The sequence below is a fragment of the Actinophytocola gossypii genome (assembly GCF_025165815.1).
Taxonomy (GTDB): domain Bacteria; phylum Actinomycetota; class Actinomycetes; order Mycobacteriales; family Pseudonocardiaceae; genus Actinophytocola; species Actinophytocola gossypii.
This window is the reverse complement of the sequence record NZ_JAFFZE010000006.1, coordinates 418733-444444: the sequence shown is the minus strand read 5'-3', so window position 1 is coordinate 444444 and position 25712 is coordinate 418733. Positions and strand designations below refer to the sequence as shown.

At 72.2% G+C, this 25712-nt stretch carries 25 protein-coding genes; 18 read left to right on the top strand and 7 right to left on the bottom strand.

Annotated elements, in window-relative coordinates:
- Window positions 1–15: 15 nt before the first annotated feature.
- Window positions 16–1056, top strand: a complete 1041-nt coding sequence (locus JT362_RS06730) for an aldo/keto reductase (RefSeq protein ID WP_260190138.1) — start codon at window positions 16–18, stop codon at window positions 1054–1056.
- Here JT362_RS06730 and JT362_RS06725 read toward each other — a convergent pair.
- The 4 genes from JT362_RS06725 to JT362_RS06710 all read right to left on the bottom strand — a co-directional run bounded on the left by JT362_RS06725 (window position 1053) and on the right by JT362_RS06710 (window position 4713).
- Window positions 1053–1682 carry a ScbR family autoregulator-binding transcription factor gene (locus JT362_RS06725; RefSeq protein ID WP_311202668.1) on the bottom strand — a complete coding sequence of 210 codons (630 nt, stop codon included), beginning with the start codon at window positions 1680–1682 and terminating at the stop codon, window positions 1053–1055. The two genes, JT362_RS06730 and JT362_RS06725, sit on opposite strands and share 4 nt — an antisense overlap.
- A 61-nt stretch (window positions 1683–1743) precedes the next feature.
- The gene (locus tag JT362_RS06720) at window positions 1744–2514 is read right to left on the bottom strand and encodes an AfsR/SARP family transcriptional regulator (RefSeq protein WP_260190136.1); all 771 of its coding nucleotides are present in this window, start codon (window positions 2512–2514) and stop codon (window positions 1744–1746) included.
- 289 nt (window positions 2515–2803) lie between these two features.
- Complete coding sequence (locus JT362_RS06715) at window positions 2804–3640, bottom strand: AfsR/SARP family transcriptional regulator (protein ID WP_260190135.1); 837 nt, start codon at window positions 3638–3640, stop codon at window positions 2804–2806.
- Window positions 3641–3750: 110 nt separating this feature from the next.
- Window positions 3751–4713 carry a phosphatidylglycerol lysyltransferase domain-containing protein gene (locus tag JT362_RS06710; protein WP_260190134.1) on the bottom strand — a complete coding sequence of 321 codons (963 nt, stop codon included), beginning with the start codon at window positions 4711–4713 and terminating at the stop codon, window positions 3751–3753.
- Between the two features lie 128 nt (window positions 4714–4841).
- On the opposite strand from JT362_RS06710, the gene JT362_RS06705 reads away from it, so the two are divergent.
- Genes JT362_RS06705 through JT362_RS06660 form a run of 10 tightly spaced genes read left to right on the top strand, consistent with a single transcriptional unit; the run spans window position 4842 to window position 13991 of the window.
- Entirely contained in the window at window positions 4842–6473 is a 1632-nt protein-coding gene (locus JT362_RS06705; RefSeq protein ID WP_260190133.1) for an aldehyde dehydrogenase family protein, read from the top strand.
- A complete protein-coding gene (locus JT362_RS06700) occupies window positions 6474–7613 on the top strand; it encodes an acyl-CoA dehydrogenase family protein (protein ID WP_260190132.1) in 1140 nt (379 codons plus the stop codon).
- Complete coding sequence (locus tag JT362_RS06695) at window positions 7613–8845, top strand: aspartate aminotransferase family protein (protein ID WP_260190131.1); 1233 nt, start codon at window positions 7613–7615, stop codon at window positions 8843–8845. The genes JT362_RS06700 and JT362_RS06695 overlap by 1 nt, the downstream gene beginning before the upstream one ends.
- Window positions 8846–8857: 12 nt before the next feature.
- A complete protein-coding gene (locus JT362_RS06690; RefSeq protein ID WP_260190130.1) occupies window positions 8858–9322 on the top strand; it encodes a type II toxin-antitoxin system RatA family toxin in 465 nt (154 codons plus the stop codon).
- Window positions 9322–9723 (top strand): hypothetical protein, encoded by a 402-nt coding sequence (locus tag JT362_RS06685; RefSeq protein ID WP_260190129.1) that lies wholly within the window; start codon window positions 9322–9324, stop codon window positions 9721–9723. The genes JT362_RS06690 and JT362_RS06685 overlap by 1 nt, the downstream gene beginning before the upstream one ends.
- A complete protein-coding gene (locus tag JT362_RS06680; protein ID WP_260190128.1) occupies window positions 9720–10634 on the top strand; it encodes a VlmB-like protein in 915 nt (304 codons plus the stop codon). Before JT362_RS06685 ends, JT362_RS06680 begins: the two co-directional genes overlap by 4 nt.
- On the top strand, window positions 10631–11629 hold the full coding sequence (locus JT362_RS06675) for a beta-ketoacyl-ACP synthase III (RefSeq protein ID WP_260190127.1): 999 nt from the start codon (window positions 10631–10633) through the stop codon (window positions 11627–11629). Before JT362_RS06680 ends, JT362_RS06675 begins: the two co-directional genes overlap by 4 nt.
- Window positions 11630–11640: 11 nt before the next feature.
- The gene (locus JT362_RS06670) at window positions 11641–11889 is read left to right on the top strand and encodes a phosphopantetheine-binding protein (protein WP_260190126.1); all 249 of its coding nucleotides are present in this window, start codon (window positions 11641–11643) and stop codon (window positions 11887–11889) included.
- Entirely contained in the window at window positions 11882–13117 is a 1236-nt protein-coding gene (locus JT362_RS06665) for a beta-ketoacyl-[acyl-carrier-protein] synthase family protein (protein WP_260190125.1), read from the top strand. Before JT362_RS06670 ends, JT362_RS06665 begins: the two co-directional genes overlap by 8 nt.
- Window position 13118: 1 nt before the next feature.
- A complete protein-coding gene (locus JT362_RS06660; protein ID WP_260190124.1) occupies window positions 13119–13991 on the top strand; it encodes a diacylglycerol/lipid kinase family protein in 873 nt (290 codons plus the stop codon).
- Between the two features lie 4 nt (window positions 13992–13995).
- On the opposite strand, the gene JT362_RS06655 is transcribed toward JT362_RS06660, so the two are convergent.
- On the bottom strand, window positions 13996–14367 hold the full coding sequence (locus JT362_RS06655) for a nuclear transport factor 2 family protein (protein ID WP_260190123.1): 372 nt from the start codon (window positions 14365–14367) through the stop codon (window positions 13996–13998).
- An 86-nt stretch (window positions 14368–14453) separates the two neighbouring features.
- Window positions 14454–15461 (bottom strand): helix-turn-helix domain-containing protein, encoded by a 1008-nt coding sequence (locus tag JT362_RS06650; RefSeq protein ID WP_260190122.1) that lies wholly within the window; start codon window positions 15459–15461, stop codon window positions 14454–14456.
- A gap of 87 nt (window positions 15462–15548) precedes the next feature.
- Between JT362_RS06650 and JT362_RS06645 the strand changes: the two genes are divergently transcribed.
- Complete coding sequence (locus JT362_RS06645) at window positions 15549–15824, top strand: hypothetical protein (protein WP_260190121.1); 276 nt, start codon at window positions 15549–15551, stop codon at window positions 15822–15824.
- Here JT362_RS06645 and JT362_RS06640 read toward each other — a convergent pair.
- Window positions 15768–16592, bottom strand: coding sequence for an endonuclease domain-containing protein (locus JT362_RS06640; RefSeq protein WP_260190120.1), 825 nt, complete (start codon window positions 16590–16592; stop codon window positions 15768–15770). The genes JT362_RS06645 and JT362_RS06640 overlap by 57 nt on opposite strands.
- 348 nt (window positions 16593–16940) lie before the next feature.
- On the opposite strand from JT362_RS06640, the gene JT362_RS06635 reads away from it, so the two are divergent.
- The 6 genes from JT362_RS06635 (at window position 16941) to JT362_RS06605 (ending at window position 25624) form a co-directional block, all read left to right on the top strand.
- On the top strand, window positions 16941–17792 hold the full coding sequence (locus JT362_RS06635; protein ID WP_260190119.1) for an SDR family oxidoreductase: 852 nt from the start codon (window positions 16941–16943) through the stop codon (window positions 17790–17792).
- Complete coding sequence (locus JT362_RS06630) at window positions 17792–19339, top strand: succinic semialdehyde dehydrogenase (protein WP_260190118.1); 1548 nt, start codon at window positions 17792–17794, stop codon at window positions 19337–19339. Before JT362_RS06635 ends, JT362_RS06630 begins: the two co-directional genes overlap by 1 nt.
- A 117-nt stretch (window positions 19340–19456) precedes the next feature.
- The gene (locus JT362_RS06625) at window positions 19457–21106 is read left to right on the top strand and encodes a M14 family metallopeptidase (RefSeq protein ID WP_311202667.1); all 1650 of its coding nucleotides are present in this window, start codon (window positions 19457–19459) and stop codon (window positions 21104–21106) included.
- A gap of 23 nt (window positions 21107–21129) precedes the next feature.
- Window positions 21130–21918, top strand: a complete 789-nt coding sequence (locus tag JT362_RS06615; protein WP_260190117.1) for a S1 family peptidase — start codon at window positions 21130–21132, stop codon at window positions 21916–21918.
- A 177-nt stretch (window positions 21919–22095) separates the two neighbouring features.
- Window positions 22096–23892 carry an AMP-dependent synthetase/ligase gene (locus JT362_RS06610; RefSeq protein ID WP_260190116.1) on the top strand — a complete coding sequence of 599 codons (1797 nt, stop codon included), beginning with the start codon at window positions 22096–22098 and terminating at the stop codon, window positions 23890–23892.
- A gap of 31 nt (window positions 23893–23923) precedes the next feature.
- Window positions 23924–25624, top strand: coding sequence for a substrate-binding and VWA domain-containing protein (locus JT362_RS06605; protein ID WP_260190115.1), 1701 nt, complete (start codon window positions 23924–23926; stop codon window positions 25622–25624).
- Window positions 25625–25712 lie beyond the last annotated feature (88 nt).

Here is a 25712-nt window from a genome sequence, read left to right as displayed (position 1 = left end):
TCAAGGAGTTCGAGGATGGCTGACTTCCGCCCGCTCGGCCGCTCCGGGCTGCGCGTCTCCGGTGCGTGCCTCGGCACCGCCAACTTCGGCACCGCCTGGGGCATCGGCGTCCCGGCCGACGAGGCGCGCCCGGTCATCGACGCCTTCCTCGACGCCGGCCACAACTTCCTCGACACCGCCGACAACTACAACGCGGGCGAGTCCGAGCGGATCGTCGGCGCCGCCGTGCGGGGCCGGCGGGACGCGGTCGTCATCGCCACCAAGGCGTACCAGCCGCACGGCCCCGGCCCGAACGAGCGCGGCCTGTCCCGCGCGCACCTGACCCGCGCGCTGGAGGCGAGCCTGCGCCGGCTCGACACCGACCACGTCGACCTCTACCAGTGCCACCAGTGGGACCCGGTCACCCCGATCGAGGAGACCATGGCCACCCTCGACGGCTTCGTCCGCGCCGGCAAGGTGCGCTACCTCGGCGCGTCCAACTTCACCGCCGCGCAGATCGTCGAGGCGCAGTGGGCGGCCGAGCGGGTCGGCGGCACCCCGCTGGTCGGCCTGCAGACGCACTACTCGCTGCTCCGCCGGGACGTGGAGGCGGAGATCCTGCCGGCGTGCGCGACGCACCGGCTCGGCGCGGTCGCCTACGGGGTGCTCGGCGGCGGTGTGCTGACCGGGCGCTACCGGTCCGGCACCGACCCGGATCCCGCCTCCCGCATGGGGAAGCTCCTCGCCAGGGACACCGACGTGACGCGCCGGTGGGTCGACGGGCAGCTCAGCGCGCACAACCTGCACGTCGCCGACGCGGTGTGCGCGGTGGCGGCCGACCTCGGCACCACCCCGGCCGCGGTCGCGGTCGCCTGGGTGCGGGCCCGCACCGAGGTGACGTCGGTCGTGCTCGGCCCGCGTACGGTCGACCAGTACCGGCAGGCGCTCCCCGGCCTCACGCTCGACCTCCCGCCGGAGGCGCTGGCCCGCCTCGACGAGGTGTCCGGCCCCGCCCCGGTCCCGGTCACCGGACGGCTGCCGATGCCCTGGAGCACGGCCGGCACGCCGAAGAGCTAACCCGGCTCCAGCCGCCCACCCGGATCGACGTCGCTGCCCCCGCCGGCCGCGACACCGGGCAGGATCAGCGCCCACATGTCGCGCAGGCTCTCCCGGACACTGCCCTGGCGGATCCCGGACCACCACAGCATCTCCACGCCCGCGCACATGGTCAGTACCAGCGTGCTCGCCTGCGCGACGGCGACCGACTCCCTGATCTCGCCCGCCTGCTCGGCACTGATCAGCATCGTCTCCACCGCCGACTGCAGGTCGACGTAGAAGTCGAGGAACGGTGCCCCGCGATGCCCGCACTCGCGCGCGGTGCGCAGGCTCGCGCGGACCACCGCCTCGTGTTCCAGCCAGTGCGCGACCTCGTGGGTGAGGTCGACCAGCGCCTGCAGCACCGCCCGACCGTCCCGCAACGCCCGGTACACCGCGCCGCGCAGCAGGGTGCACGCCTCGGCCTGGATCGCACCGGCCAACTCGTCCTTGGAGGAGAAGTGGAAGTAGAAGGCCCCCTTGGTGACCCCCGCCGCCCGGCTGACGTCCTCCAATGTCGCGCCCGAGAACCCGTTGCGGTCGAACAGGTCCGCCGCGGAACGCACGAGGTGCAACCGCGTGTTCTCGGATCTCGACTGTTTTGTCACGTCACGTCCAGGCCCAGGTCCACTCAGCTCAGTGGATCTTTCGTGCGGGGGGACACCACCGTCAACCCGCCCGGTCCAGCGCCGCCGCCTCGGTGCCCACCTCGGCCAGCCTGCGGTCGGACATCAGGATCGCGTGCTGCAGGCGACGCAGGCCCGGTGACGGCTCCAGGCCGAGCTCGTTGACCAGACCGGTGCGCATCCTCCGGTACACGTCGATCGCCTCGCCACGCCGGCCGGACCGGTACAGCGCGAGCATGAGATGCGCGTGCAGGCCCTCGTGCGTGCGGTAGCGCCCGACCAGCCCGGCCAGCTCGCCGAGCAGTTCGTGGTGCCGGCCGAGCCGCAGGTCGGCGTCGATGCGGCGGTCCAGGACGTTCAGTCGCGCCTCCTCCAGGCGGTGCGACTCGACCTCCAGCAGCGGGCCGGTCTGCACGTCGACCAGGGCGCGGCCGCGCCAGACGGCCAGCGCGTCGTTGAAGTGGCGGGACGCGGCGTCGTAGTCCCCCATCTCGCGGGCCCGGTGACCGAGGGCGGCGAGGCGGTCGAACTCGCGCACGTCGACCCGGCCTCCCATCGTGTCCAGCAGGTAGCCACCAGGGTAGGTGACGAGCACCCGCTTGGCGTCGACCGGGCCGTCGGTGCTCGACTGGTCGAGTGCGGCACCGATGAGGTTTCGCAGGTGCAGGATGTAGGTCTGGACGGTGGTGTTGGCGCTGCGCGGGATGTCCTCGCCCCACAGCTCCTCGAACAGCGACGCCATCGGCACGACCTGGTCGGCGTGAACGGTCAGCATCGCCAGCACCTTGCGGGGCTTCGCGGCGGTGGGGACCACCGACGTGCCACTTTGACGAGCGGCTAACGGCCCTAAAACGTCAATGTCCACTTCGGTCTCCTGTGGCCTGTGACGACCGACTGCCAACCGCTTCTGATCGACATCGGCTCGGTCGCTCCTCGAGAATACAAAACCGACCGGGCGGTTTGTCAATAGGAAACCGACCGGTTGGTCGGTTTCAAGATCGGTAACTTTTTCCCAGGTCAACAGCCGTCACGCTGCGCGTTTAGTGACGCGCAAGGAGCGCCAAAGGGTGACTGTGCGTGGCACACGTTCCGCAGGCAACGACCTATCCGGTAGCCGCGCGGCGCCCAACCTCCGGAACGAGATCCAGTGACGGATCGTGGTTCAGGATCGCCTGCATCCGGTCCTGCAGCATGGCGGACGGCTCCATGCCCAGCTCGTCGACCAGCCTGCGGCGCACCACGTTGTACTCGCGCAGCGCGTCGGCCTGCCGCCCGGAGCGGTAGAGCGCGATCATCAGCATCTCGGCCAGCCGTTCCCGCCACGGGTAGAGCATGGCCATCTTCTTCAGCTCGCTGATCACGCCACCCTCGATGCCGGCCACGACACAGGCGTGGAACTTGTCCTCGATGGCGGCGAGGCGGCTCTCCTCGTAGTGCAGCACCGAGCTGTGGCACATCGGCCCGCCGCTGACCCCCTCCAGCACCGGCCCGTCCCACAGCTCCAGCGCCTCGGTGAGCAGGTCGCGGGCCCGCACCGGATTCGGGCCGAGCTGCGCGTGCGCCAGCGCCACCAGCCGCTCGAACAGCTTCGCGTCGATCTCGTCCGGTTCGGCGTGCAGCACGTAGCCGGTGGGCAGCGTGACCAGCCGCTCGGCGGCGAACTCCGGCCCGAACGTGGTCCGCAGCAGTTTCCGCAGCCGGGTGACCAGGGCCTGCAGCGCGTTGTTCGCCTTCGCGATCACGCGCCCCTCCCACAGTTCCTCGAAGAACTGTTCCTTGGTCACGACCTTTCCGGAATTGATCAACAATGTCGCGAGCAACGTGCGCTGCCGTTCGCCCTGGATCGCCAGCAACCGTCCGCCGGACACCAGCCCGACCGAACCGAACAACTTGAAGATCACCGTGTTCCCGGGAACCGGCGTCACCTGTCGCACCACCATCGCCCCCTCCTCCTCTCCCTGACCCCGCCGACGATGCTCGGCGACCCGCCTGACACCCCGGTGACACCCGCCTGATCCCGCGACCCGTCCACGAGCCGCCCCACATCCGCCTACAAGGCGTTCGCCGCCCGGAAGACCTGGACGAAGGCGGACAGGCTCGCGCCGTGGGAGAACGCGACGTACTCGGGCAGCACCGCGTGCGGCGCCCACTTCCGCTTGTACGCGAGCTGGGTCGCCGCCGGGTACACCGCGGCCCCGCGCACCGCCAGCTGGCCGACCAGCCACCGGAACCACCGGCTCGCCGACGGGTCCTCGCACGCCGGGTCCAGGCCGGTGAACGGGGTGAACCCGAAGTGCAGCCACGACGCGCCCTCGGCCAGGAACGTCTCGATGGCGCTGGTGTTGACCGCCTCCATCACCCCGGGCGGCGCGTCCGGCCGTCGCCGGGACAGGTCGTGCAGCCATCCCGGCCTGCTCCCGTACGCCGGCGAGTACGACACGTACCCGGTCACCCGCCCGCCGACCCTGGCCACGAACAGCCGCCGGTACCGCTGCGCCGGCCCGCCGAGCTGCCCGACCAGGAACTCCAACGGCTTCCCCTTCCCCCGCGACCACGCCGCGTCCAACTCGGCCAGCTCGCCGGCGTGGGCCTCGAACGGCACCTCGGCCACCTCGACGCCGGCGCGCACGGCCCGGGACACCTTGTTCCGCAGCCGGACGAACCGCGACCCGCGCAGGGTGAACTCCCGCAGGTCCACCGCGTAGGAGGCGCCGACCTGGTTCACCGTGAACCCGGCCGAGGTGAAGGTGTCCACTTCGGACCCCTGGACCTGGATCGCCACCACCTTCCTGCGCCGCCCGGCGGCGAACGCGCGGAACCTGGCCAGCAGCGCCGCCGGGTCCGGGCCGATCGGGCCGCCGAAGGCCACCAGGTACCGGCCGGCCTCCCGGTACACCACCACCCCACCCTCGGCGGCGAACCGGCGGTTGCCGTCGTTCAGGGCGAGGAATGCGCTCGGGTTGTCGGAACAACGGGAAACCAACTCGAGGATTTCCGGTGCCAGAGTCTCCATAGCCGCGATTATCGCCCCGCCCCTGACCTGCGACAACGCTACTCCGAGCCCGTTGTCAGCACACCATCAGACCTCTTTGTCAGACTCGATTTCGAGCACGTGAAAAATCGGCAGGCAAAGGAAACCCGGTGACGCTGAGTGTGGCGATCGACGTATCGCGGACGCCCGACGCCCCGGTCCCCACGTACCTCTCGCACGTGGCCGGCCGGGACGTCGACTCCGCGCGTCACCTGCACACCGTCGCCGCCCGGTCGGTGCTCACCGACGTCTTCGCCAGCATGACCCGCAAGCGCCGGCTCGACCAGGGTGAGAACGCCGCCACCGACGGAGTGGTCGGCCGGTGCGCGATCGCCGACGCGGAGACCGTCGCCGCGGCCACCCGGGCGGCCGCCGCGGCGGCACCCGAGTGGGCGGCGACCCCGCTCGCGACCCGGATCCGGCTCGGGCACCTGGTCCGCGAACGGGTCCGGGAACGCGCGCCTGAGCTGGTGGACCTGCTGGTCGCCGAGGGCATCCCGGTCGCGCTGGCCCGCTGGCAGGTCGGCGGCGTGCTCGACCTGTTCAGCCGCGAGACCCTGGACCACCTCGCCGGCCAGCTGCACCGCACGGTCCGGCACGGCGACCGGGAGCTGACGATCCGGCGGGTCGCCGACGGCGTCGTCTGCGTCGACCCGCCCCGCAACGCGCCGGCCGCGAGCGCGCTGCTCGGCGTCACCCCGCTGCTGGCCGGCAACGCCGTGGTCGTGCGCGCCCCGCGCAGCGCCCCGCTCGGCGTCCTGTTCGCGCTGCGCGAGCTGGTGCTGCCCGCGCTGGCCGAGCTTGGCGCGCCGCCCGGCACGCTGAACTTCTTCTGCGCCCGCCCCGGCCCGGTGCTGCGCGCTTGGCTGGACAGCCCGGACGTGCACGACGTCTTCTACACCGGCGACGTCGAACGCGGCCTTGAGCTGGAGCGGGAGTGCGTGGCCATGGGCAAGAAGCCGATCCTGGAGCTGGCCGGCAACGACTGCGTGGTCGTCTGGCGCGACGCCGACCTCGGCCTCGCCGTCGAGGCGCTCACCGAGGCCTTCTACGGCTCCGGCCAGCTCTGCCTGGCGCCCAACCAGGTCGTCGCGCACCCCGACATCGCCGACGACCTGCTGGCGCGGCTCACGGTCGCGGCCCGCGAGGTCCGGCCCGGGTACCCCGACGAGGAGGGCGTGCTGCTCTCCCCCGTGCTGCGCGCCGAGCGGTTCTTCGCGCTGGTGCGGGACGCGCTCGACCGGGGCGCGGCGCTCGTGTGCGGCGGGCGGCGGCTGGAGGTCGACGGCGAACCGTCGGACACCGGACCGTTCCTGGAGCCGACGGTGGTGCGGGTGGACGGTCTGGCCGGGGCACGGCGGATCGCCGCGGTGGCCGAGGAGACGTTCTTCCCGCTGCTGCCGGTGATCGTCCCCGAGCCGGGCCCGGACCTGCTCGACCGGGTGCTCACCCACGTGAACACCAACCGGTACGGGCTGCGGAACTCGTTGTGGGCCGGCGACGACGCCGTGGTCGAGAGGTTCCTCGCGCGTACCGGGAACGGCGGCCTGCTGAAGGTCAACGACTCACACCTGGGCTGGCTGCCCTTCCTGCCGACGCACGGCGGCACCGGGCTCACCGGCGGCGTGTTCGGCGAGGCCAACTACCCCGCGCTGCGCACCTCGCACCTGCAGGGCATCTCCCGCGCGACCGGGATCCGGCCGCGCGCGGCCGTCTTCGACAGCTACCGATTGGGGCGATAGATGCAGTTCATGGAGGCCGACCGCCAGGTGTGCGACAAGCTCCTCCCCGGTCTGCGCCAACAGCTCACCGAGATCCCGCTGCCGGAGCTGGAGTCCGAGGACAGCCCGGCGATCGAGATCTTCCGCGCACACGGCGGCACGAACCTGCTGGTGCCGGGAGCGTTCGGCGGACTGGACGCCTCGCCGCTGGACGCCGCCAGGGTGGTCCGGGCGCTGGCGGCGACCGCGCCGTCGATGACGGTCGCCACGATGATGCACCACTTCTCCCTCGGCACCCTGTTCGCGGTCGCCGAGCTGGTCCGCGACGGATCCGATGTGGACGAACTACTCCTGCGCCGGGTGGTCGACGAGAAGCTGCTGGTGGCCTCCGGGTTCGCCGAGGGTCGCACCGCGCAGGGCATCCTGTCCCCGACCATGGCGGCCACCCCGGTCGACGGCGGGTACCTGGTGAACGGCGCGAAGAAGCCGTGCAGCCTGTCGGCGTCGATGGACCTGCTGACCGCGAGCGTGGCGGTTCCCCGGCCGGACGGGTCGAGCGCGATGGGCCTGCTCCTGCTGCCGGCGGACACCCCGGGCATCTCGGTGCACCCGTTCTGGTCGACGTTCGCGCTGGCCGGGGCGGAGAGCAACGAGGTGCGGCTGTCCGACGTGCTGGTCTCCCCCGAGCAGATCATCGCGCCCGAGCCGGAGCTCGCGGACGCGATGGACCGGCTGACCACCGTCGGGCTGATCTGGTTCCAGCTCACCGTGTGCGCCGCCTACACCGGCATCGCGAGCCTGCTGGTGGAGAAGGTCCTGCACGGCGCCCGGGGCGGCGTGTCGGAGCGGGCTGCGCTGGCGGTCCGGATCGAGTCGGCGGCCGCGCTCACCGAGGGCCTGGCTCGGCGGATGATGGACGGCGAGACCGACAACGACACCCTGGCCGCCGCGCTGGTCACCCGGTACGCGGTGCAGGACGCGGTGACCGCCACGGTCGGCCAGGCCGTCGAGCTGCTGGGCGGGATGGCGTTCATCGCCACCGGCGACGTCGCCTACCTGGCGTCGGCCGCGCAGGCGATCGCGTTCCACCCGCCGTCGCGGACCAGCGCCGCGGGCGGGCTGCTCGACTACTACGCCGGCTACCCGATGGTCGTGGCCTGATGTTGTCGGTCGCGGACCCGGTGCTCGAGGGGTATCGGCGGCACCTCTCGTCCGGGCGGGCCGCGCTCGGCGAGCTGTTCGGCGGCGACGTCGAGGTCGGCTCGGCGGGCGCGTGGGTGCGCACCCGGTCCGGGCGGGAGCTGCTGAACTGCGGTGGCTACGGGGTCTTCCTGATGGGCGCCCGGCACCCGCGCGTGCTGGCCGAGGTGCGGGCGCAGCTGGACACGAACCCGGTGGGCACCCGGCTGCTGCTGGAGCCGACGGCCGCCCGTGCGGCGGAGGCGCTGGTGTCGACGACGCCGGCCGGGCTGTCGCGGGTGCACTTCGCCTGTGGTGGCGCGGAGGCGGTCGAGGCGGCGATCAAGCTGGCCCGCGCGCACGGCAAACGGCACCTGGTGTCCATGGTGGACGGTTATCACGGCAAGACCATGGGCGCGCTGTCGGTCACCGCGCGGCCGGTGTTCCAGCAACCGTTCCGGCCGCTGCTGCCGGACGTCACGCACGTGCCGTTCGGCGACGTGGCGGCGCTGTCCGACGCGCTCGCCGCCGTTCCCGGCGAGGCGTGCGTGCTGGTCGAGCCGGTGCAGGGCGAGGCGGGGGTGGTCGTGCCGCCGCCCGGCTACCTGCGCGCGGTGGCGCGGGTGTGCCGCGAGCACGACGCGTTCCTGGTGCTCGACGAGATCCAGACCGGCCTGGGCCGGCTCGGGCACTGGTGGGGCGCGGACCGCGAGGGTGTGGTGCCGGACGTGCTGCTGGCCGGCAAGGCGCTCGGCGGCGGGGTGCTGCCGGTGTCGGCGCTGGTGGCGACCGAGGCGGCGTTCGCGCCGTTCGACCGGGATCCGTTCATCCACACCTCGACGTTCTCCGCCGCGCCGCTGGGCATGGCCGCGGTGTGCGGGGCGGTCGCGGCGATCCGGGAGGACGGGCTGGTCCCGCGGGCGGCGGCCCTGGGCGACCGGCTGGTCGGTGAGCTGCGGCGCCTGCTCGGCGACGTGCTCGGCGACCGGGTGGCCGAGGTGCGCGGAGCCGGCCTGCTGATCGGGATCGAGTGCGCGGTCGACGGGCTGGCCGGTGAGCTGCTGCTGGAGCTGCTGGCGGCCGGGGTGGTGGCCAACCACTCGCTCAACGCCGACCGGGTGCTGCGGCTGACCCCGCCCGCGCTGCTGGACGACCGCGAGGTGCGGTTCCTGCTGGACGCGTTCGAGCACGCCGCGCACGCGGTGCTGAACTGAGGAGGGCAGAGCATGCGGAACGTGGCACTGACCGTACGCATCCCGGTGCGGAACGCGCGCACCGCGCTGACCAGGATCGCCGACTTCGAACGCTTCCCCAGCCTCGCCGCCGACGTGCGCGAGGTCCGGTCCCGGGCCGACGAGAGCGACTGGGTGGTGCACTTCCGGCGCGGGCTGCTGCGCTGGACCGAGCGGGACACCGTCGACCGGGACCGGTTGCGGATCGGGTTCGAGCAGGTCACCGGTGACTTCGCGGCGTTCTCCGGCGCCTGGCAACTGGTGCCGGGCATCCGCGGCTGCGTGGTCCGGTTCACCGCGGCCTGGGACTTCGGCATCGAGAGCATGGCCGGGATCATGGATCCGATCGCGGAGCGGGTGATCAAGCGCGTGGTGTGCGACGTGCTCACCGGCCTGTTCGGGCCGACCACGGTGCAGGAAGGTGCCGAAGCACTCAGCGACCTGGAACGGATCGCCTGATGACCGCCGCGGTTCACGTCGACACGCGGGCGACGAGCGCCGTGCTGCGCCTGGAGCACGGGATCGCGCTCGCGGTCTGCGTCGCGCTGTTCGTGCTACACCTCGGCGAGGTGCGGTGGCTGCCGGCGGTGGTGCTGTTCGCCGTCATCGACGTCGTCGGGTACCTGCCCGGCCTGGTCGCGCACCACCGCGCCGGTGGCGAGCGGATCGCGAAGGCGTACTACGTGCTCTACAACGTGATGCACAGCTTCGTCACCCACGCGGTGGTGGTCGCGGTGTGGGTGCTGGTGGCCGGCTGGGAGTGGGCGCTGCTGGCGATCCCGATCCACCTGTGCGGCGACCGGGCGCTGTTCGGCAGCACGCTCAAGCCGTTCGCCGAGCCGTTCGAGGCGGCGTCGTGATCACCGACTGGGACTCGGCGCCGTCGCTGCTGGACGGCGCGACGAGCGTCGAGCTGACCGCGCGGGACGCGAACCTGCGGTACTGGCTGACGAACGTTCCACAAGGGACACTGGCCGGCCGCCCGGACGGGTACGACCCGGCGCTGACCGTGCCGGCGCACATGTTCGAGCCAGGCCCGCTGCGGGACGCGTTGGTGCGGGAGTACGCGTTCCGGACGGTGGCCGAGGACAAGGCGGCGCGGGCGCTGTCGTTCCTGGTCGGCCTCGCACCGGACACCGACACGATGGAGTTTTACGCCACCCAGGTGCTCGACGAGGCCAGGCACGCGATGGTGTTCCGCGACCACCTGCGTGTCCTCGGCGTCACCGACCTCGACGCGGCCGCCGGCGACGACATCGCCGCGATCCTGGATCCGCTGGAGGAGTTCGGCCTGTCGGTGATGCGGGACGACTTCGTCGGCGGCGTGGTGATGATGGCGATCATCATCGAGGGCGCGCTTGCGCCGGCCGCGGAGCTGTCCGAGCGCAAGTGGCGGCCGCTGAACCCGGTGGCGGCGGAGATCGACCGCGGCGCGGGCATCGACGAGATCCGGCACCTGACCGTCGGCGCGTCGATCGCCCGCGAGCACCTGCTGGCGCACCCGGCCGACCGGCCGCGCGTGGTGTCGCTGATCCGCGAGGGGATGCGGATGTGGTCGGTGCTGCCGGTGCACGACATGGTGCTGCGCCGGGAGATCCTGTTCCAGGAGGGCCTCGACCGGTACCGGTCGCTGGTCGGGGACTACGAGGTCTGGCCCGGCCGCCGGCTGGTCGACACGACGCCGGAGGAACGGCTCGCCACCGCCGACCGCTGGTCGACGGAGATGAAGGAGTCGCGGCTGAGACACATCGGGCTGGAGGAGGCACTATGACCTCCGCTGTCCTGTGTGGACTGGGGACGTGGGTGCCGCCGGCCGTGGTGCCGAACGCGTCGATCGCGGCGCGGCTCGGGACGTCCGAGGAGTGGATCCACGGGCGGACCGGGATCCGGCAGCGGCACGTCGTCGAGGCGGGGATGGCCACGTCGGACCTGGCCGTGGAGGCCGGGCAGCGGGCGCTCAAGTCCGCCGACACCGACACGGTCGACGCGCTCGTGCTCGCCACCACGACGCCGGACCGGCCGTGCCCGGCGACCGCGCCCGGGGTCGCGCACCGGCTCGGGCTCGACCGGTGCGCCGCGTTCGACGTCAACGCCGTGTGCACCGGGTTCCTGTACGGGCTCGCCTCCGGCACGGGGCTGATCGCGTCCGGGGTGGCCGAGCGGGTGCTGGTGGTCGGCGCGGACACGTTCTCCACGATCGTCGACCCGGACTGCCGCGCGACCGCCGCGATCTTCGGTGACGGCGCGGGCGCGGTGGTGCTGCGGGCGGGTGACGCGGACGAGCCGGGCGCGCTCGGGCCGTTCGACCTGGGCAGCGACGGCCAGGACGCCGACCTGATCATGGTGCCGGCCGGCGGCTCGCGGCAGCGGTCGACCAGGGAGCCGGCGCCGCCCGGTGCGGAGTTCTTCACCATGGCCGGCAAGGCGGTGTTCCGCAAGGCGATCTTCCAGATGGCCGGGTCGGCGCAGGCCCTGCTGCGGCGTGCCGGGCTCGGCCTGGCCGACATCGACCGGTTCGTGATCCACCAGGCCAACGCGCGGATCATCAACGGCGTCGCGGACATGCTCGGGCAACCGGTGGCGAAGTTCGTCCGCAACATCGACCAGGTCGGCAACACGGCGGCCGCGTCGGTGCCGCTCGCGCTCGCCTCGGCCGCCGGGAACGGGGAGTTGGTGGCCGGACAACGAGTCCTGCTCGGCGCCTTCGGCGGCGGGCTGACCTGGGGGTCGACCGTGTTGCGCTGGCCGGACATCGAGGCCGGATGAAGGAGGACGACATGTCGACAACCGTGCTCGACCGCCTGTCGGAGATCCTGGTGGGCTACTTCGGCGTCGAGGAGCACGAGGTCACCCCGGACGCCACGTTCGCCGCGCTCGACCTCGACTCGCTGGCCATCGTGGAGTTCGCGCTGGTGCTGGAGAAGGAGTTCGGCGTCGTCATCGCCGAGGACGCGGTGACGCCGCGCGCCCGGGTGGCGGACGCGCTCGCCCTGCTGTCGGCGAAAGGTGTCGGCCAGGATGGCTAGCACCTTCCACGCGGCGGTGACCGGGCTCGGCCTGGTCACCCCCGGCGGGATCGGGGTCGAGGCGAGCTGGCGCGCGATCCGTGCCGGCCGGCCGGCCGCGGCGCGGGACCCGGCGCTCGCCGGGCTGCCGGTGGACCTCAGCTGCCGGGTGCCCGGCTTCGACGCGGACGCGCTGCTCGGCCGGCGGACCGCCTGGCGGCTGGACCGGTACGTGCACCTCGCACTGGTCGCCGCGCGGGAGGCGGTCGCCGACGCCGGCCTGGATCCGGCGTCGTGGGACGGCACGCGGGTGGGCGTGGTGATGGGCAACGCGCTCGGCGGCGTCGGCACGTTCACCGCCCAGCACCGCACCCTGCTCGACGAGGGTGCCGGGCGGATGTCGTCGCTGCTCATCCCGATGATGGGGGTGAACATGGTCGCCGGCTACCTGGCGATGGACACCGGCGCGCACGGCCCGAACCTGGTGACCACGACCGCCTGCGCGTCGGCCACCACCGCGATCGGCACCGCGCGGGAGCTGCTGCGGGCCGACCGCTGCGACATCGTGCTGGCCGGTGGGGCGGAGGCCGGCCTGTGCCAGCCGATCGTGGCCGGGTTCACCCGGATGGGAGCGTTGTCGGCCCGCGTCGACGACCCGGCGGCCGCGTCACGCCCGTTCGAGCGTCACCGGGACGGGTTCGTCGCCGCCGAGGGTGCCGGGGTGCTGGTCCTGGAACGGCCCGAGCACGCGCTGGCACGCGGCGCCCGGGTCCGGGCTCGGGTCAGCGGCTACGGCGCGACGGCCGACGCGCACCACGCCACCGCGCCGGATCCCACCGGGGCGGGCGCGGAGGCCGCGATCCGGGCCGCCCTCGCCGACGCGGAGCTTCGTCCGTCCGATGTGGACCACGTGAACGCGCACGCCACGTCCACCCCGGCGGGCGACGCGGCGGAGGCCGGGGTGCTGCGCAGGCTGTTCCCGGACGGGCCGGCGGTGACGTCGGTCAAGGGCGTCACCGGGCACGCGCTGGGTGCGGCCGGCGCGATCGACGCCGCGTGCGCGGTGCTGTCCGTCGAGGAGTCGGTGGTGCCGCCGACCGCGAACGTGTCCGGTCACGATCCGGACCTGGACATCGACGTCGTGCACGGCGCCGCACGGTCGGTTCCGGTCGCGGCGGCGACGAGCAACTCGTTCGGCTTCGGCGGGCAGAACGCCGTGCTGGTGCTGACCGCGAACCGAGGTGGTTGACGTGCGGGTCCTGGTGATCGCGAACCCCGCCGCGGGCGGGGCGTCGAGGGAACTGGTGTGGCGGGTGGTCCGCGCGTGCCGGCGGCCGGTGTCGGTGCGCTGGACGACGTCCCCCGGCGAGGCGACGTCCATCGCGCGGGGGTGCCCCGCCGACCTGGTGGTCTCGGTCGGCGGCGACGGCACGGCCCGCGAGGTCGCCGCCGGCCTGGCGACCGCGTGGCGCCCGGCGCCGATGATGGTGGTACCCGGCGGAACGGCGAACTCGATGTACCGGTCGCTCTGGGGCCGCACACCGTGGCCCTCGGCGTTGCGGCAAGCCCTTTCCGGCCTGCCACCCCGGCGCCTCGACCTGGCCCGGCTGGACGACCGGCTGGTCCTGGCCGGCGCGAGCACCGGGTTCTCCGCCCAGGTGATCCACGCCGCGAAGGCCGCCGGAACGTCGTACCAGGAGGCCATCGCCGCGCTGGCGCCCGACTACCGCCCGTACCCGGGGCGGGTCGTGGTCGACGGCGTAGAGGTCCACAGTGGATCGACGCTGGTGGTGAACGTCGGCGGCAGCCGGTACCGGGGCGGCGAGTTCAAGCTGCTCCCCCACTCCGCCCTCGACGACGGCCTGTTGGACGTGTGCGTGATCGGCGGCGAGCACGGCCTGCCGGAGATGCTGGCCAGGACCAGGCACGGCGCCCACGCGGATCTCCCCGGCGTGCGCTACACCCGTGGCCGCACCGTCGTCCTGGAACGCACCGACGACCGTCCACTGTGGTTCGAACACGACGGCGAGGTCATCCAGCCGGCACCCGGCCCCCGCCGCCTGACGGTCCTACCCGGCGCGGTCGAGGCCATCGGCGCACCGGTGACCGCACTCGCGGCCTGACGGTTCAGAGTTCGCCGGGGCGGGGTTTGCGGTCGTAGACGCAGGTGACGCGGCGTAGCTTGCCGTCCTCGTCGAACAGGGCGTAGTCGACGCCGGCGATGGTGGCCGAGCCGGCCGGGTCGAGCATCGCCCAGGTGTAGCGGGCGCGCTCGCGGTGGGAGAACACGTCGCTGGTCCGGCAGAACACGCGGTTCGGGTACTTGCGCTGGATGCGTGTGATGTTGTCGCTGATGGCGACGTACCCACGGGCTTCGACGGCCGGTGCGTGGTAGGTGCACTCGGCCGCCCACGCGGACTCGATCAGCACGTGCCGCTGATCGACGTCCGGCTCGTTCCACGAGTCGACGTACGTGTCGATCTGCTGCTCACGTCTCACGAAACCAGGTATAGCGCGGAACGCGCGCGCGGGGCGAGCGCACACGAGCGCACCACGACCCCGCTGCGAGGCAATCGTCAACCTCGTCACCGATTCTGCTGGGCGCCGCTCGACGACCGCTCGAGTTCCGGTCCGGAGTGGACGGCGCCGAACGTGCGGCGGTAGTCCTTCGGCGCGACGCCGACGACGCGGTTGAAATGGTGCCGCAGCAACGCCGCCGAGCCGAACCCGCAGCGCGCGGCGATGTCCTCGACCGGCAGCCGGGTGTCCTCGAGCAGGCGGCGCGCGTGCAGGACGCGTTGCATGGTCAGCCAGCGGTGCGGCGTGGTCCCGGTCTCGGCGACGAACCGGCGGGCGAACGTGCGCTCGGACATCCGCGCCCGGCCGGCGAGCGCGGCGACGGTGTGGTCGATGGCGAGGTTGTCGAGCATCCAGGCGAGCACCGGGGAGAGGCTGTCGGCGGTGCACTCGGGGATCGGGAGCTCGATGTACTGGCGCTGGCCGCCGTCGCGCTGGGGCGGCACGACCATGCGGCGCGCGATCGCGTTGGCCGCGGCGGAGCCCTGCTCGCGGCGGACCAGGTGCAGGCACGCGTCGATGCCGGCGGCGGTGCCGGCGCTGGTGATCACGTTGCCGTCGTCGACGAACAGGACGTCCGGGTCGAGCAGCGCGTCGGGGTGGCGCTCGGCGAGTTGGTCGACATATCGCCAGTGGGTGGTGCACCGCCGGCCGTCGAGCAGCCCGGCCGCGCCGAGCACGAACGCGCCACTGCACACCGACAGCACGGTGGCCCCGCGGGCGACGGCCGCCCGCAGCACCTCGAGCACGGCGACCGGGTACTGGTCCTCGTCGCGCAGTTTCACGCCGGTCACCGCGACGAGGTCGGCGCGGGCGACGGCGTCGAGCCCGTACTCGGGGGTGAGCCGCGCGCCGACACTGGTCCGCAGCGGCATCCCCGGCTCCTCCCCGCAGACGAGGAAGTCGACCCGCGGCACGCCGTCCTCGGTGCGGTCGATCCCGAACACCTCGCACAGCACGCCGAACTCGAACGGTGTGACGTCGTCCATCAGCACCACGGCCACGGTCTCCAACACACCCCGACCCTACGTTGGCAGAATATCGACGCACAAGGTCCTTTCTGCCACTAGTGGCAGGATCACACCGAGCGCAAACTTAACGCCATGGAACTTCTCGTCACCGCCCTGGTCATCGCCCTCCTCGTCTACGCCCTCGAACGCAACCACCACCGCCACCCCGCCCCCCGCCTCACCGGCAGCACCGACATCCCCGACCGCGACGCCGACCGCCTCACCACCGACCTCCTCGCGAGTCGTACCTTCCCGTCCCGCGAGTCGTACGTTCCCGTCGCGCGAGTCGTACGCTCCCGTACGTCCCGACCGCTACGCCGCGAATCTCCGGCGCACCAGCGCGGCATGCACTGCCGCGTGCAGACGTGAGGGATCACGCAGATCCTCCGCGTTGGCTCGTAGGACGGTCCATCCGCGCCGCTCGAGGTCGGCCTGCCGGAGCGAGTCGGCAGCCGCTCGATCGACGTGAGCGGAGTAGCCGTCGTACTCGACCGCCACCCGCGCCTCCTCCCATGCGAAGTCCAGCCGGTAGCGCTCGTGACCGTCCAAATCCAGGACCGGCAGCTGCTGCGCGGGAATCGGCAACCCGAAATCGAAGAACCCGAGCAGCATCCAGCTCTCCGCCGGAGACTCCGCGAGCCCACTGGCCAACAGCAGCAGGATCTCGCCGCGACGTCGCCCACGAGGGTCCCGACGGGTGAGGATCCGGTGCAGAACCTCGGCCCGGAACTCCGCCCGCTCGAAGCGCGGAGTCAGCGCGAGCGCCTGGTCCATGCAGGCCAGAGCGGTGCGTCGACGGGCGCGGCACAACAGGTCGGCGATCGCGGGCTCCAAGGCGTGGACCCGGAGCCCATCGAGGTCCACCACGTCCTGTTCGTCCAGCAGGCCCTGGTGAAAGACCATGCTCGGGGTGCGGTGGACCTGCCGCGCGTAACCAACCAGCACGTGGATCTCGCCGGCTTCGGCCGCCGTACAACCGAACAGGAGCGCCGCGGTGTGGGTGGTGATGGCAGCGCCGTCGCCGGCGACGAGTAACGCGGCGGCAGCGCGAGTGCGGAGGTCCAACTGGTGGGCCCGCTCGACCAGTACCTGACGACCGATGGCGACGAGTTCTCCCTCGCGCAGTGCCAGCCGCACGCTTCGCTCGCCGAGGTGTCGGACCAGGTCAGCGCGTCGGTGGGCACCGTGTAGACCGGATGGGAATTCCTGCATGCACCGACTTTGCCCGCCGAAAACGCACTTCGGAGGCGCACGGAGCCGAGCTGTGGACAACTCGCCCTGTTGTGGATAACTGAGCACCCGGGACTTGCGCGATGGGAACGTACGACTCGCGCGACGGGAAGGTACGACTCGCGCGACGGGAACGTACGACTCGCGCGACGGGAACGTACGACTCGCGGATGTGCTTGCCAGCGGATAGCGGGGCTGGGATGCTCGGTTTACATTCCTGCCGGAATGTATGTTGCCTACGCTGGGAGGCCCGGGATGGCTCAACCCCGTTCGCTCGCCGGGAAGGTCGTGGTCATCACCGGAGGGGGTCGGGGGATCGGGGCCGCGACCGCCGAGGCGCTGGTGCGGCACGGGGCGGAGGTCGCGATCGGGGATCTCGACCTGGCCGTCGCGGAGGAGACGGCGCGGCGCATCGGGGCCACGGCGTTTCCGTTGGATGTCACCGACCTGGCCGGGTTCACGAAGTTCCTCGAGGAAGTGGAGGGGCGGCTGGGGCCGATCGACGTGGTGGTCAACAACGCGGGGATCATGGCGCTCGGGCCGTTCGAGGACGAGTCCGACCGGTCGACCACGCGGCAGCTGGAGATCAACCTGCACGGGGTCATCCACGGCACCCGCGAGGCGATCAGGCGGATGCGGCCGCGCGGCGCCGGGCACATCGTCAACATCGCGTCCGTCGCCGGGAAGGCCGGGTTTCCCGGCGGGGCAACGTACTGCGCCACCAAGCACGGCGTCGTCGGACTGTCCGAGGCCGTCCGGGGCGAGTTGCGGGGTAGCGGCATCGAGGTGACCGTCGTGCTGCCGTCCGTGGTGCGCACGGAGCTCGCCGCGGGGCTGCAGGACGCCCGGTTCGTCAAGGCGGTCGAGGCCGCCGACGTCGCCACGGCCATCGTCGGCGCGCTGCGCAGGCCCCGGTTCGAGATCTACGTACCCGCCTCGCTCGGCCCGGTCAACAAGCTCACCCGCCTGCTCCCCCGTCCCGCCGCCGAGTGGGTGCTGCGCGTGTTCAAGGGCGATCAGGTCCTCAACGCCCCCGAGCGCGCGGCCCGCGCCGACTACGAGGCCCGCGCCGCCGCCAGCGCCCCCACCACCGACCGCGACACCTGATGCGCCCACCCTCGCTCACCGACGAGCTCCTCGACACCCTCCGCGCCCGCGTCACCGGGTCCGGCGGCACGCACACCACCACCGCCGTGTTCACCGGCGGCGACCTGGCCACCGTGCCCGAGTCCACCCCGGACGACGTGCACGCCGCCGTCGAGCACGCCGCCCGCGCGCAGCGGGACTGGGCCGCCACCCCGCTCGCCACCCGGCTCGCCGTGTTCGAGCGGTTCCACCGCCTGCTCCTGCGTCACCGCGACACCGTCGCCGACCTGCTCCAGGCCGAGACCGGCAAGGCCCGCCGGGACGCCTTCGAGGAGTTCGCCGAGCCCGCGCTCGTCACCAGCCACTACCTGCGCACCGCGCCAGGACTGCTCCGGCCCCGCCGCCGCGCCGGCGCGCTCCCCGGCGCGGTCAGCGCCACCGAGCTCCGCCACCCCAAGGGCGTCGTCGGGATCATCGCGCCGTGGAACTACCCGTTCGCGCTGTCCATCGGTGACCTGGTGCCCGCGCTGGTCGCCGGCAACGCGGTGGTGCTCAAGCCGGACCGGCAGACCCCGCTGTCCCCGCTGTTCGGCGTCGAGCTGCTGTACCGGGCCGGGCTCCCGGCCGGTCTGCTCCAGGTCGTGCTCGGCGACGGCCCCACCGTCGGCGGCGCGGTCGTCGACACCTGCGACTACGTCGGCTTCACCGGCTCCACCCGCACCGGCACCCTGATCGCCGAGCGGGCCGCGCGCCGGCTCATCGGCTGCTCGCTCGAACTCGGCGGCAAGAACCCGCTGCTCGTCCTCGACGACGCCGACATCCCCGCGACCGCCCGCGCCGCCGTGCGCGGCTGCTTCGCCAACGCCGGACAGCTCTGCCTGTCGCTGGAACGGGTCTACGTGCACGACTCGATCTTCGACGCGTTCGCCGACGCGTTCGTCGCCGAGACCGGGCGGCTGCGCCTGGCCGCCGGCTACGACTACCGCGCCGACCTGGGCTCGCTGACCTCCCGACGCGCCCTCACCACCGTCGCCGAGCACGTCGACGACGCTCGCGCGAAGGGCGCCACGGTGCTCGCCGGCGGCCGCCCGCGCCCGGACCTCGGCCCGTACTTCTACGAACCGACCGTGCTCACCGACGTCACCCCGGACATGCGCTGCCACGCCGCCGAGACGTTCGGGCCGGTGGTGTCGCTGTACCCGTTCGACGACGACGACGAGGCCGTCGCCCTGGCGAACCGGACCGAGTACGGCCTGAACGCGAGCGTGTTCGGCCGCGACCGGCGCCGCGCCGCCGCGGTCGGGGCGCGGCTGCGGGTCGGCACGGTCAACGTCAACGACGGCTACGCGTCCGCCTACGGCAGCACCGACGCGCCGATGGGCGGCGTCGGCGCGTCCGGACTCGGCCGCCGCCACGGCGCGGAGGGCCTGCTCAAGTACACCGAGTCGCAGACCGTCGCGACCCAGCGGGTGGCGCTGCTCGACCCGCCGCGCCGGCTGCCGTACGGCCTGTTCGCGAAGGCGATGACCGGCTCGCTGCGCATCATGCGCGCACTCGGCATCCGGTGACTGTCAACTGGGAAGAAGCCGTGCTTGTGGCGGCGCGGCCCGCGGGCAAACATCGAGTGACCAACTGAATACAACCTCCGCGCCGGCCACTGCCGGCGTCCCCTGCAGGAGGAACGCGTGAGACACACCCGCCCGTCCATCGTCGCGGCCGGGGTGCTGGCCGCCCTGTCCCTCGTCCTGTCCACCACCGGCTCCACCGTGTCCGCGCAACCCGCGGAACGGCCGGCCGCCGAGTACTACGTAACCGGCGAGATCGACGTCCACGTGCGCACCGCGATCGCGCGCACCGGAGCGGCGATCAACTCCGTCGACCACGCCGGCCTCGACGTCACCGCCACCCCCGAGGAGGTCCGCCGGATCGAGGCCCTCGGCCTCACCGTCGAGGCCCGCGAGTCCACGAAACCCGCCCCCGGCGCCCGGCCGCTGGACTTTCCACCGGAGGACTCCGGCTACCACAACTACGCCGAGATGACCGCCGTCATCGCCGACGCCGTCGCCGACCACCCCACGCTGATCAGCCAGCGGGTCATCGGCGGCTCGTACCAGGGCCGGGACATCGTCGCGGTGAAGATCTCCGACAACGTCGCCACCGACGAGGACGAGCCGGAGGTGCTGTTCACCCACCACCAGCACGCCCGCGAGCACCTGACCGTCGAGATGGCGCTGTACCTGATCGCCGAGTTCACCGACAACTACGGCACCGACAGCCGGATCACGAACCTGGTGAACAGCCGGGAGATCTGGATCGTGCCGGACATGAACCCGGACGGCGGCGAGTACGACATCCGCAACGGCTCGTACTCGGGCTGGCGGAAGAACCGGCAGCCGAACTCCGGCAGCGCCTACGTCGGCACCGACCTCAACCGCAACTGGGCCTACGAGTGGGGCTGCTGCGGCGGCTCGTCCGGCTCCCCGTCCAGCGACACCTACCGCGGCTCCGGCCCGGAGTCCGCGCCGGAGGTCGAGGTCGTGGCCGACTTCGTGCGGTCGAGGGTGGTCGGCGGCGAGCAGCAGATCACCGCGGCCATCGACTTCCACACCTTCTCCGAGCTGGTGCTCTGGCCCTACGGCTACACCTACTCCGACACCGCGCCCGGGCTGACCGCGCGCGACGCCGACGCGTTCGCCACCCTCGGCCGGCGGATGGCGGCGACCAACGGCTACACCCCGCAGCAGTCATCGGACCTCTACATCACCGACGGCTCGATCGACGACTGGCTGTGGGGCGACCAGCGGATCTTCGGCTACACGTTCGAGATGTACCCGTCCTCCGGCGGCATCGGCGGCTTCTACCCGCCCGACGAGGTGATCGACCGGGAGACCTCGCGCAACCGGGAGGCCGTGCTGGCGCTGCTCGAGTACGCCGACTGCGTGTACCGGGTGATCGGCGAGACCTGCGACGGCACCGAGCCGCCGGCCGGGCCGACCTTCTTCAACGACGCCGACGTGGCCATCCCGGATGCCGGCGCCGCGGTGACCAGCCCGGTCGCCGTCACCGGGGTCGCCGGTGACGCGCCCTCCGACCTGCGGGTCGCGGTCGAGATCAGGCACAGCTACCGGGGTGACCTGGTGGTCGACCTGGTCGCCCCGGACGGCACCGTCTACCCGCTCAAGGGCGCCAATGGCCGCGACTCGGCGAACGACGTGGACGCGGTCTACACCGTCGACGCCTCCGCCGAGACCGCGAACGGCACCTGGCGGCTGCGCGTGCGCGACGTGTACCGCGCCGACACCGGGTTCATCGACCGCGTCGCCCTCACCTTCTGAACCTCCTCGAAAGGACACCTGACATGACCTGGAAGAACGCCATGCGCCGGATCACACTCGTCGCGGTCACGGCCGCGGCGGTGCTCGGCGCCACCGCGGGGCAGACCCTGGCCGCTCCGCCGCCGTCCGACGTCCAGCCGCAGGTCGTCGGCGGGGTGCGGGCCGCGCAGGGCGAGTTCCCGTGGATGGTGCGGCTGTCCATGGGCTGCGGCGGCGCGATGTACACCGAGCGGCTCGTGCTCACCGCTGCGCACTGCGTCGGGCGCACCGGCCGGGACACCAGCATCACGGCCACGATGGGCGTGGTGGACCTGCAGGACCCGAACCGGACCACGGTCCGCTCGGACTACGTCTACCGCTCCCCCGGCTACCCGAACGGTGACGACTGGGCGCTGGTCCGGCTGTCCCGCGCGGTCGACGTGCCGACGCTGGCCGTGGCGAACACGACCGCGTACGACAACGGCATGTTCACCGTCGCCGGTTGGGGCGCCGCGGTCGAGGGCGGCGGGCAGCAGCGGTACCTGCGCAAGGCCCAGGTGCCGTTCATCTCCGACAGCCAGTGCCGGGAGGCGTACGGCCAGCTGATCCCGGCCGAGGAGATCTGCGCCGGCAACTGGGACGACGGCGGCGTGGACACCTGCCAGGGCGACTCCGGCGGCCCGATGTTCCGCCGCGACAACGCCGGCGAGTGGGTCCAGGTCGGCATCGTGAGCTGGGGCTACGGCTGCGCCCGCCCGGAGAACCCTGGCGTCTACGCGCAGACCAGCTACTTCGCGCCGGCCATCGCGGCCGCGGCCGCCGACCTCACCTGACGCGACGACGGGCCCCTTCACCGCGTCGCGGGCGGTGAGGGGGCCCTCGCATAGTCGGGGGCTGGCCTCGGGCGGGCTTCACGGGCAAGATGTGCGGCAAGTTACCGTGAGGTAGCGCGCTCGACGACGGGCCAGGAGCCGAGCGAGCGCCTCCGCTTCGTGCTCGAGGAGCTGAACATGCGCGAACTCGCCGTCCCCCCGCTGGCCACCGTGCCGGGCAGTGGCGGCCTCGCCGACATCGTCTTCACCAACGCCGACGAGGCCCCCGACGCCGTCTCGTTCCGGCGCAAGGTCGACGGGGCGTGGCGGGACGTCACCGCGGCGCGGTTCCTCGACGAAGTCGTCGACGTCGCCAGGGGTCTGATCGCGTCCGGGGTCGGCCCGGGCGACCGGGTCGGCATCCTGTCCGCCAACTGCTACGAGTGGACCCTGTTCGACTTCGCCATCTGGGCCGCCGGTGCCGTCTCGGTTCCGATCTACGTGACCTCCTCCGAGGAGCAGATCGAGTGGATCATGTCCGACTCCGGCGCGACGGCCGTGGTCGTGGAGACCGAGCCGCTGGCGAAGAAGGTCGACGCGGTCCGCGGCAAGCTCCCCGACCTCAAGCACGTCTGGCGGATCGACGACGACGCCGTCGGCACGCTCGTCGCCGCGGGCGCGGAGACGCCCGCCGACGCGGTCCAGGAGCGCCGGGCGGCGGTCACCGCCGACGACCTGGCGACGATCATCTACACCTCCGGCACCACCGGCCGCCCCAAGGGCGTGGTGCTCACCCACCGCAACCTGCTCGCCGCCGTCGGCAACGCCGTCGAGTACCTGGCCGCGATGTTCAAGGGCGAGCCGGGCAACCAGCAGTCGACGCTGCTGTTCCTGCCGCTGGCGCACGTGTTCGGCCGCATGGTCGAGGTCGGCACGGTGCTGGCCAGGGCGACGCTCGGGCACTGGGCCGACGTCAAGACGCTCACCGACAACCTGGCCTCGTTCCGGCCGACGTTCATCCTGTCCGTGCCGTACGTGCTGGAGAAGGTCTACAACGGCGCGCGGCAGAAGGCGCACGCCGGCGGCAAGGGCAAGATCTTCGACGCCGCCGCGGCCACCGCGATCGCCTACAGCGAGGCCGCCGGCCGGCCCGGGCTGGGCCTGCGCCTCAAGCACGCCCTGTTCGACCGGCTCGTCTACAGCAAGCTGCGCGCCGCGATGGGCGGTCAGGTGAAGTACGCGATCTCCGGCGGTGCCGCGCTCGGGTCCCGGCTCACGCACTTCTTCCGCGGCGTCGGGATCATCGTGTTCGAGGGCTACGGCCTCACCGAGTCGACCGCGGCGTCGGTCGTCAACGCGCCCGGCGCGTTCAAGCCGGGGACGGTAGGAAAGCCCTTGCCCGGCACCGCCGTCCGGATCGCCGACGACGGCGAGATCCAACTGCGCGGCGACGGCATCTTCCCGCGCTACTGGCAGAACGAGTCCGCGACCGCCGAGGCCATCGACGACGACGGCTGGTTCACCACCGGCGACCTCGGCGACCTCGACGCCGACGGGTTCCTCCGGATCACCGGCCGCAAGAAGGAGATCCTGGTGACCAGCGGCGGCAAGAACGTGGCGCCGTCGGTGATCGAGGACCGCATCTCCGCGCATCCGTTGGTGGGCCAGGCCCTTGTGGTCGGCGACGGGCAGAAGTATGTTGCCGCTCTGATCACGATCGACCCCGACTACTTCACCTACTGGAAGACGACGGCCGGCAAACCGGGTTCCGCGACGGTGGCCGACCTGGCCGAGGATCCCGATTTGCTGGCCGAGATCCAGCAGGCGATCGACGACGGGAACCAGGCGGTGTCGCAGGCGGAGTCGGTGCGCAGGTTCCGGGTGCTGGACACGGAGTTCAACCCGGAGAACGGCTACCTGACCCCGTCGCTCAAGCTCAAGCGCAACGTGATCATGAAGGACTTCGCAACGGACGTGCACGCGCTGTACAACTGACCGGTTTCGAAGACCCTGGAGGGCGACCACGATGGGGCGACACTCATCGGTCAAGTCCCGCGGCGCGCGCTCCCGGTCGCCGGTGATCCTGCTGAGTGTGTTGCTGGTGCTGGCCCTGCTCGGCTGGCTCACCGTCGACTTCCTCAGCCAACGCCTCGGCGCGTCCGACTGCGAGTCGACGACCACCGTCCGGGTGACCGCCGCCGAGGACATCGCCCCTGTGGTCGACCAGCTCGCCGACCGGGTGGCCGAGCAGGAGGGCGACGCCTGCTACGAGGTGTCGGTGACCGCCCGCGAGTCGTCGGTGACGGCGGACTCGCTGGTGTTGTCGGACGGCACCGAACGCCCGCACGTGTGGATCCCCGAGTCGACGATCTGGTTGCAGCGCGCGCAGGAGAAGGGCGCGTGGAACGTCCCGGTACAGGGCACGTCGATCGCCAGTTCCCCGGTCGTGCTGGCGCTGACCGAGGAGGCCGCGAGCCGAATCGGCTGGCCCAGCGACGAGCCGACCTGGGCGGAGGTGCTCGGCCCGGAGGCTCGCCAGGACCTGACCATCGGCATGCCCGATCCGGCGCGCGAACCGGCCGGCGTGTCCACCCTGTTCGGCGTCCGGGACCTGCACGGCGACAACGCCCAGGCGATCACCGCCGAACTGCGCACGTTGTCCCCGAACACGGTGCCGAGGGCCGCGGACCTGTTCACCAGACTCCCCGGCGTGGCAAGCAGCGAGGAGCCCCTGGACGGCTTCCCCGCCTCGGAGCTGGCGGTGTTGCGCCACAACGTCCGCGGCTCCGGAGTGCCCCTGGTAGCCGTCTACGCCCAACCCGCCGTCCCCGCCCTCGACTACCCCTACGTGGTCCTCCCCGACACCGAGCCCGCCGAACGCGACGCCGCCGAACGCTTCCTCTCCGAGCTGATCGCCCAGGAGGCAGCCGGAGTGCTGGCCGACGCCGGCTTCCGCACCCCCGACGGCGAGATGCTGCGGGATCGCGACAACGACCGCCGGACGATGGGTCGCAAGATGACCCCCGCCCCACTCCCCGAGCCCGCGCAGGTCGACCAGGTCCTCAACCAGTGGGCCGGCGTGAACCTGAGCGCCAGAATCCAGGTACTGCTCGACGTGTCCGGCTCGATGAACGAGCCCGTCCCCGGCACCGGCCGCAACCGCATGGCCGTGACCCTGCAAGCGGCCGAACTGGGCATCGGCCTCATGAAACCGACGACGAAACTGGGCATCTGGCTGTTCTCCACGAACCTGGACGGCGAGAACCGCGACCACCGCGAGCTGGTCCCGGTACGCCCGGTGTCCGACCTCCAGTCAACCGGCGCGATCGAACGCCTCCGCGAGGTCCAGGCCCTCCCCAACGGCGCGACGGGCCTGTACGACAGCACCCTGGCCGCGTACCGCTCCGCGACCCAGAACTTCGAGCCCGGCCGGATCAACCTGGTCATCGTGCTCACCGACGGCCGCAACGAAGACGCGAACGGCATCAGCCGGGAAGGCCTGCTGGCCGAACTGGGAGCGCTCCAGGACCCTCGCCGCCCCGTCCAGATCATCGGCATCGGCATCGGCCCCGACATCGACGAGGCCGAACTCCAAGCCATCGCCGGCGCCACCGGCGGCCAGGCCTTCACCACCCCCGACCCCACCAAGATCGGCGACATCTTCTACGCGGCGCTGTCCAAGCTCCTCTGCCAACCCCCGGAGTGCCAGCCCACCGAAGGCGGCTGACCAGGAGGTGCGGGTAGCGTCGCGAGCGTGCGGCCGTCGCAGTTGGTGGACATCGACGGGTTACGTCGAGTACCGGTGGCGGCGGTCG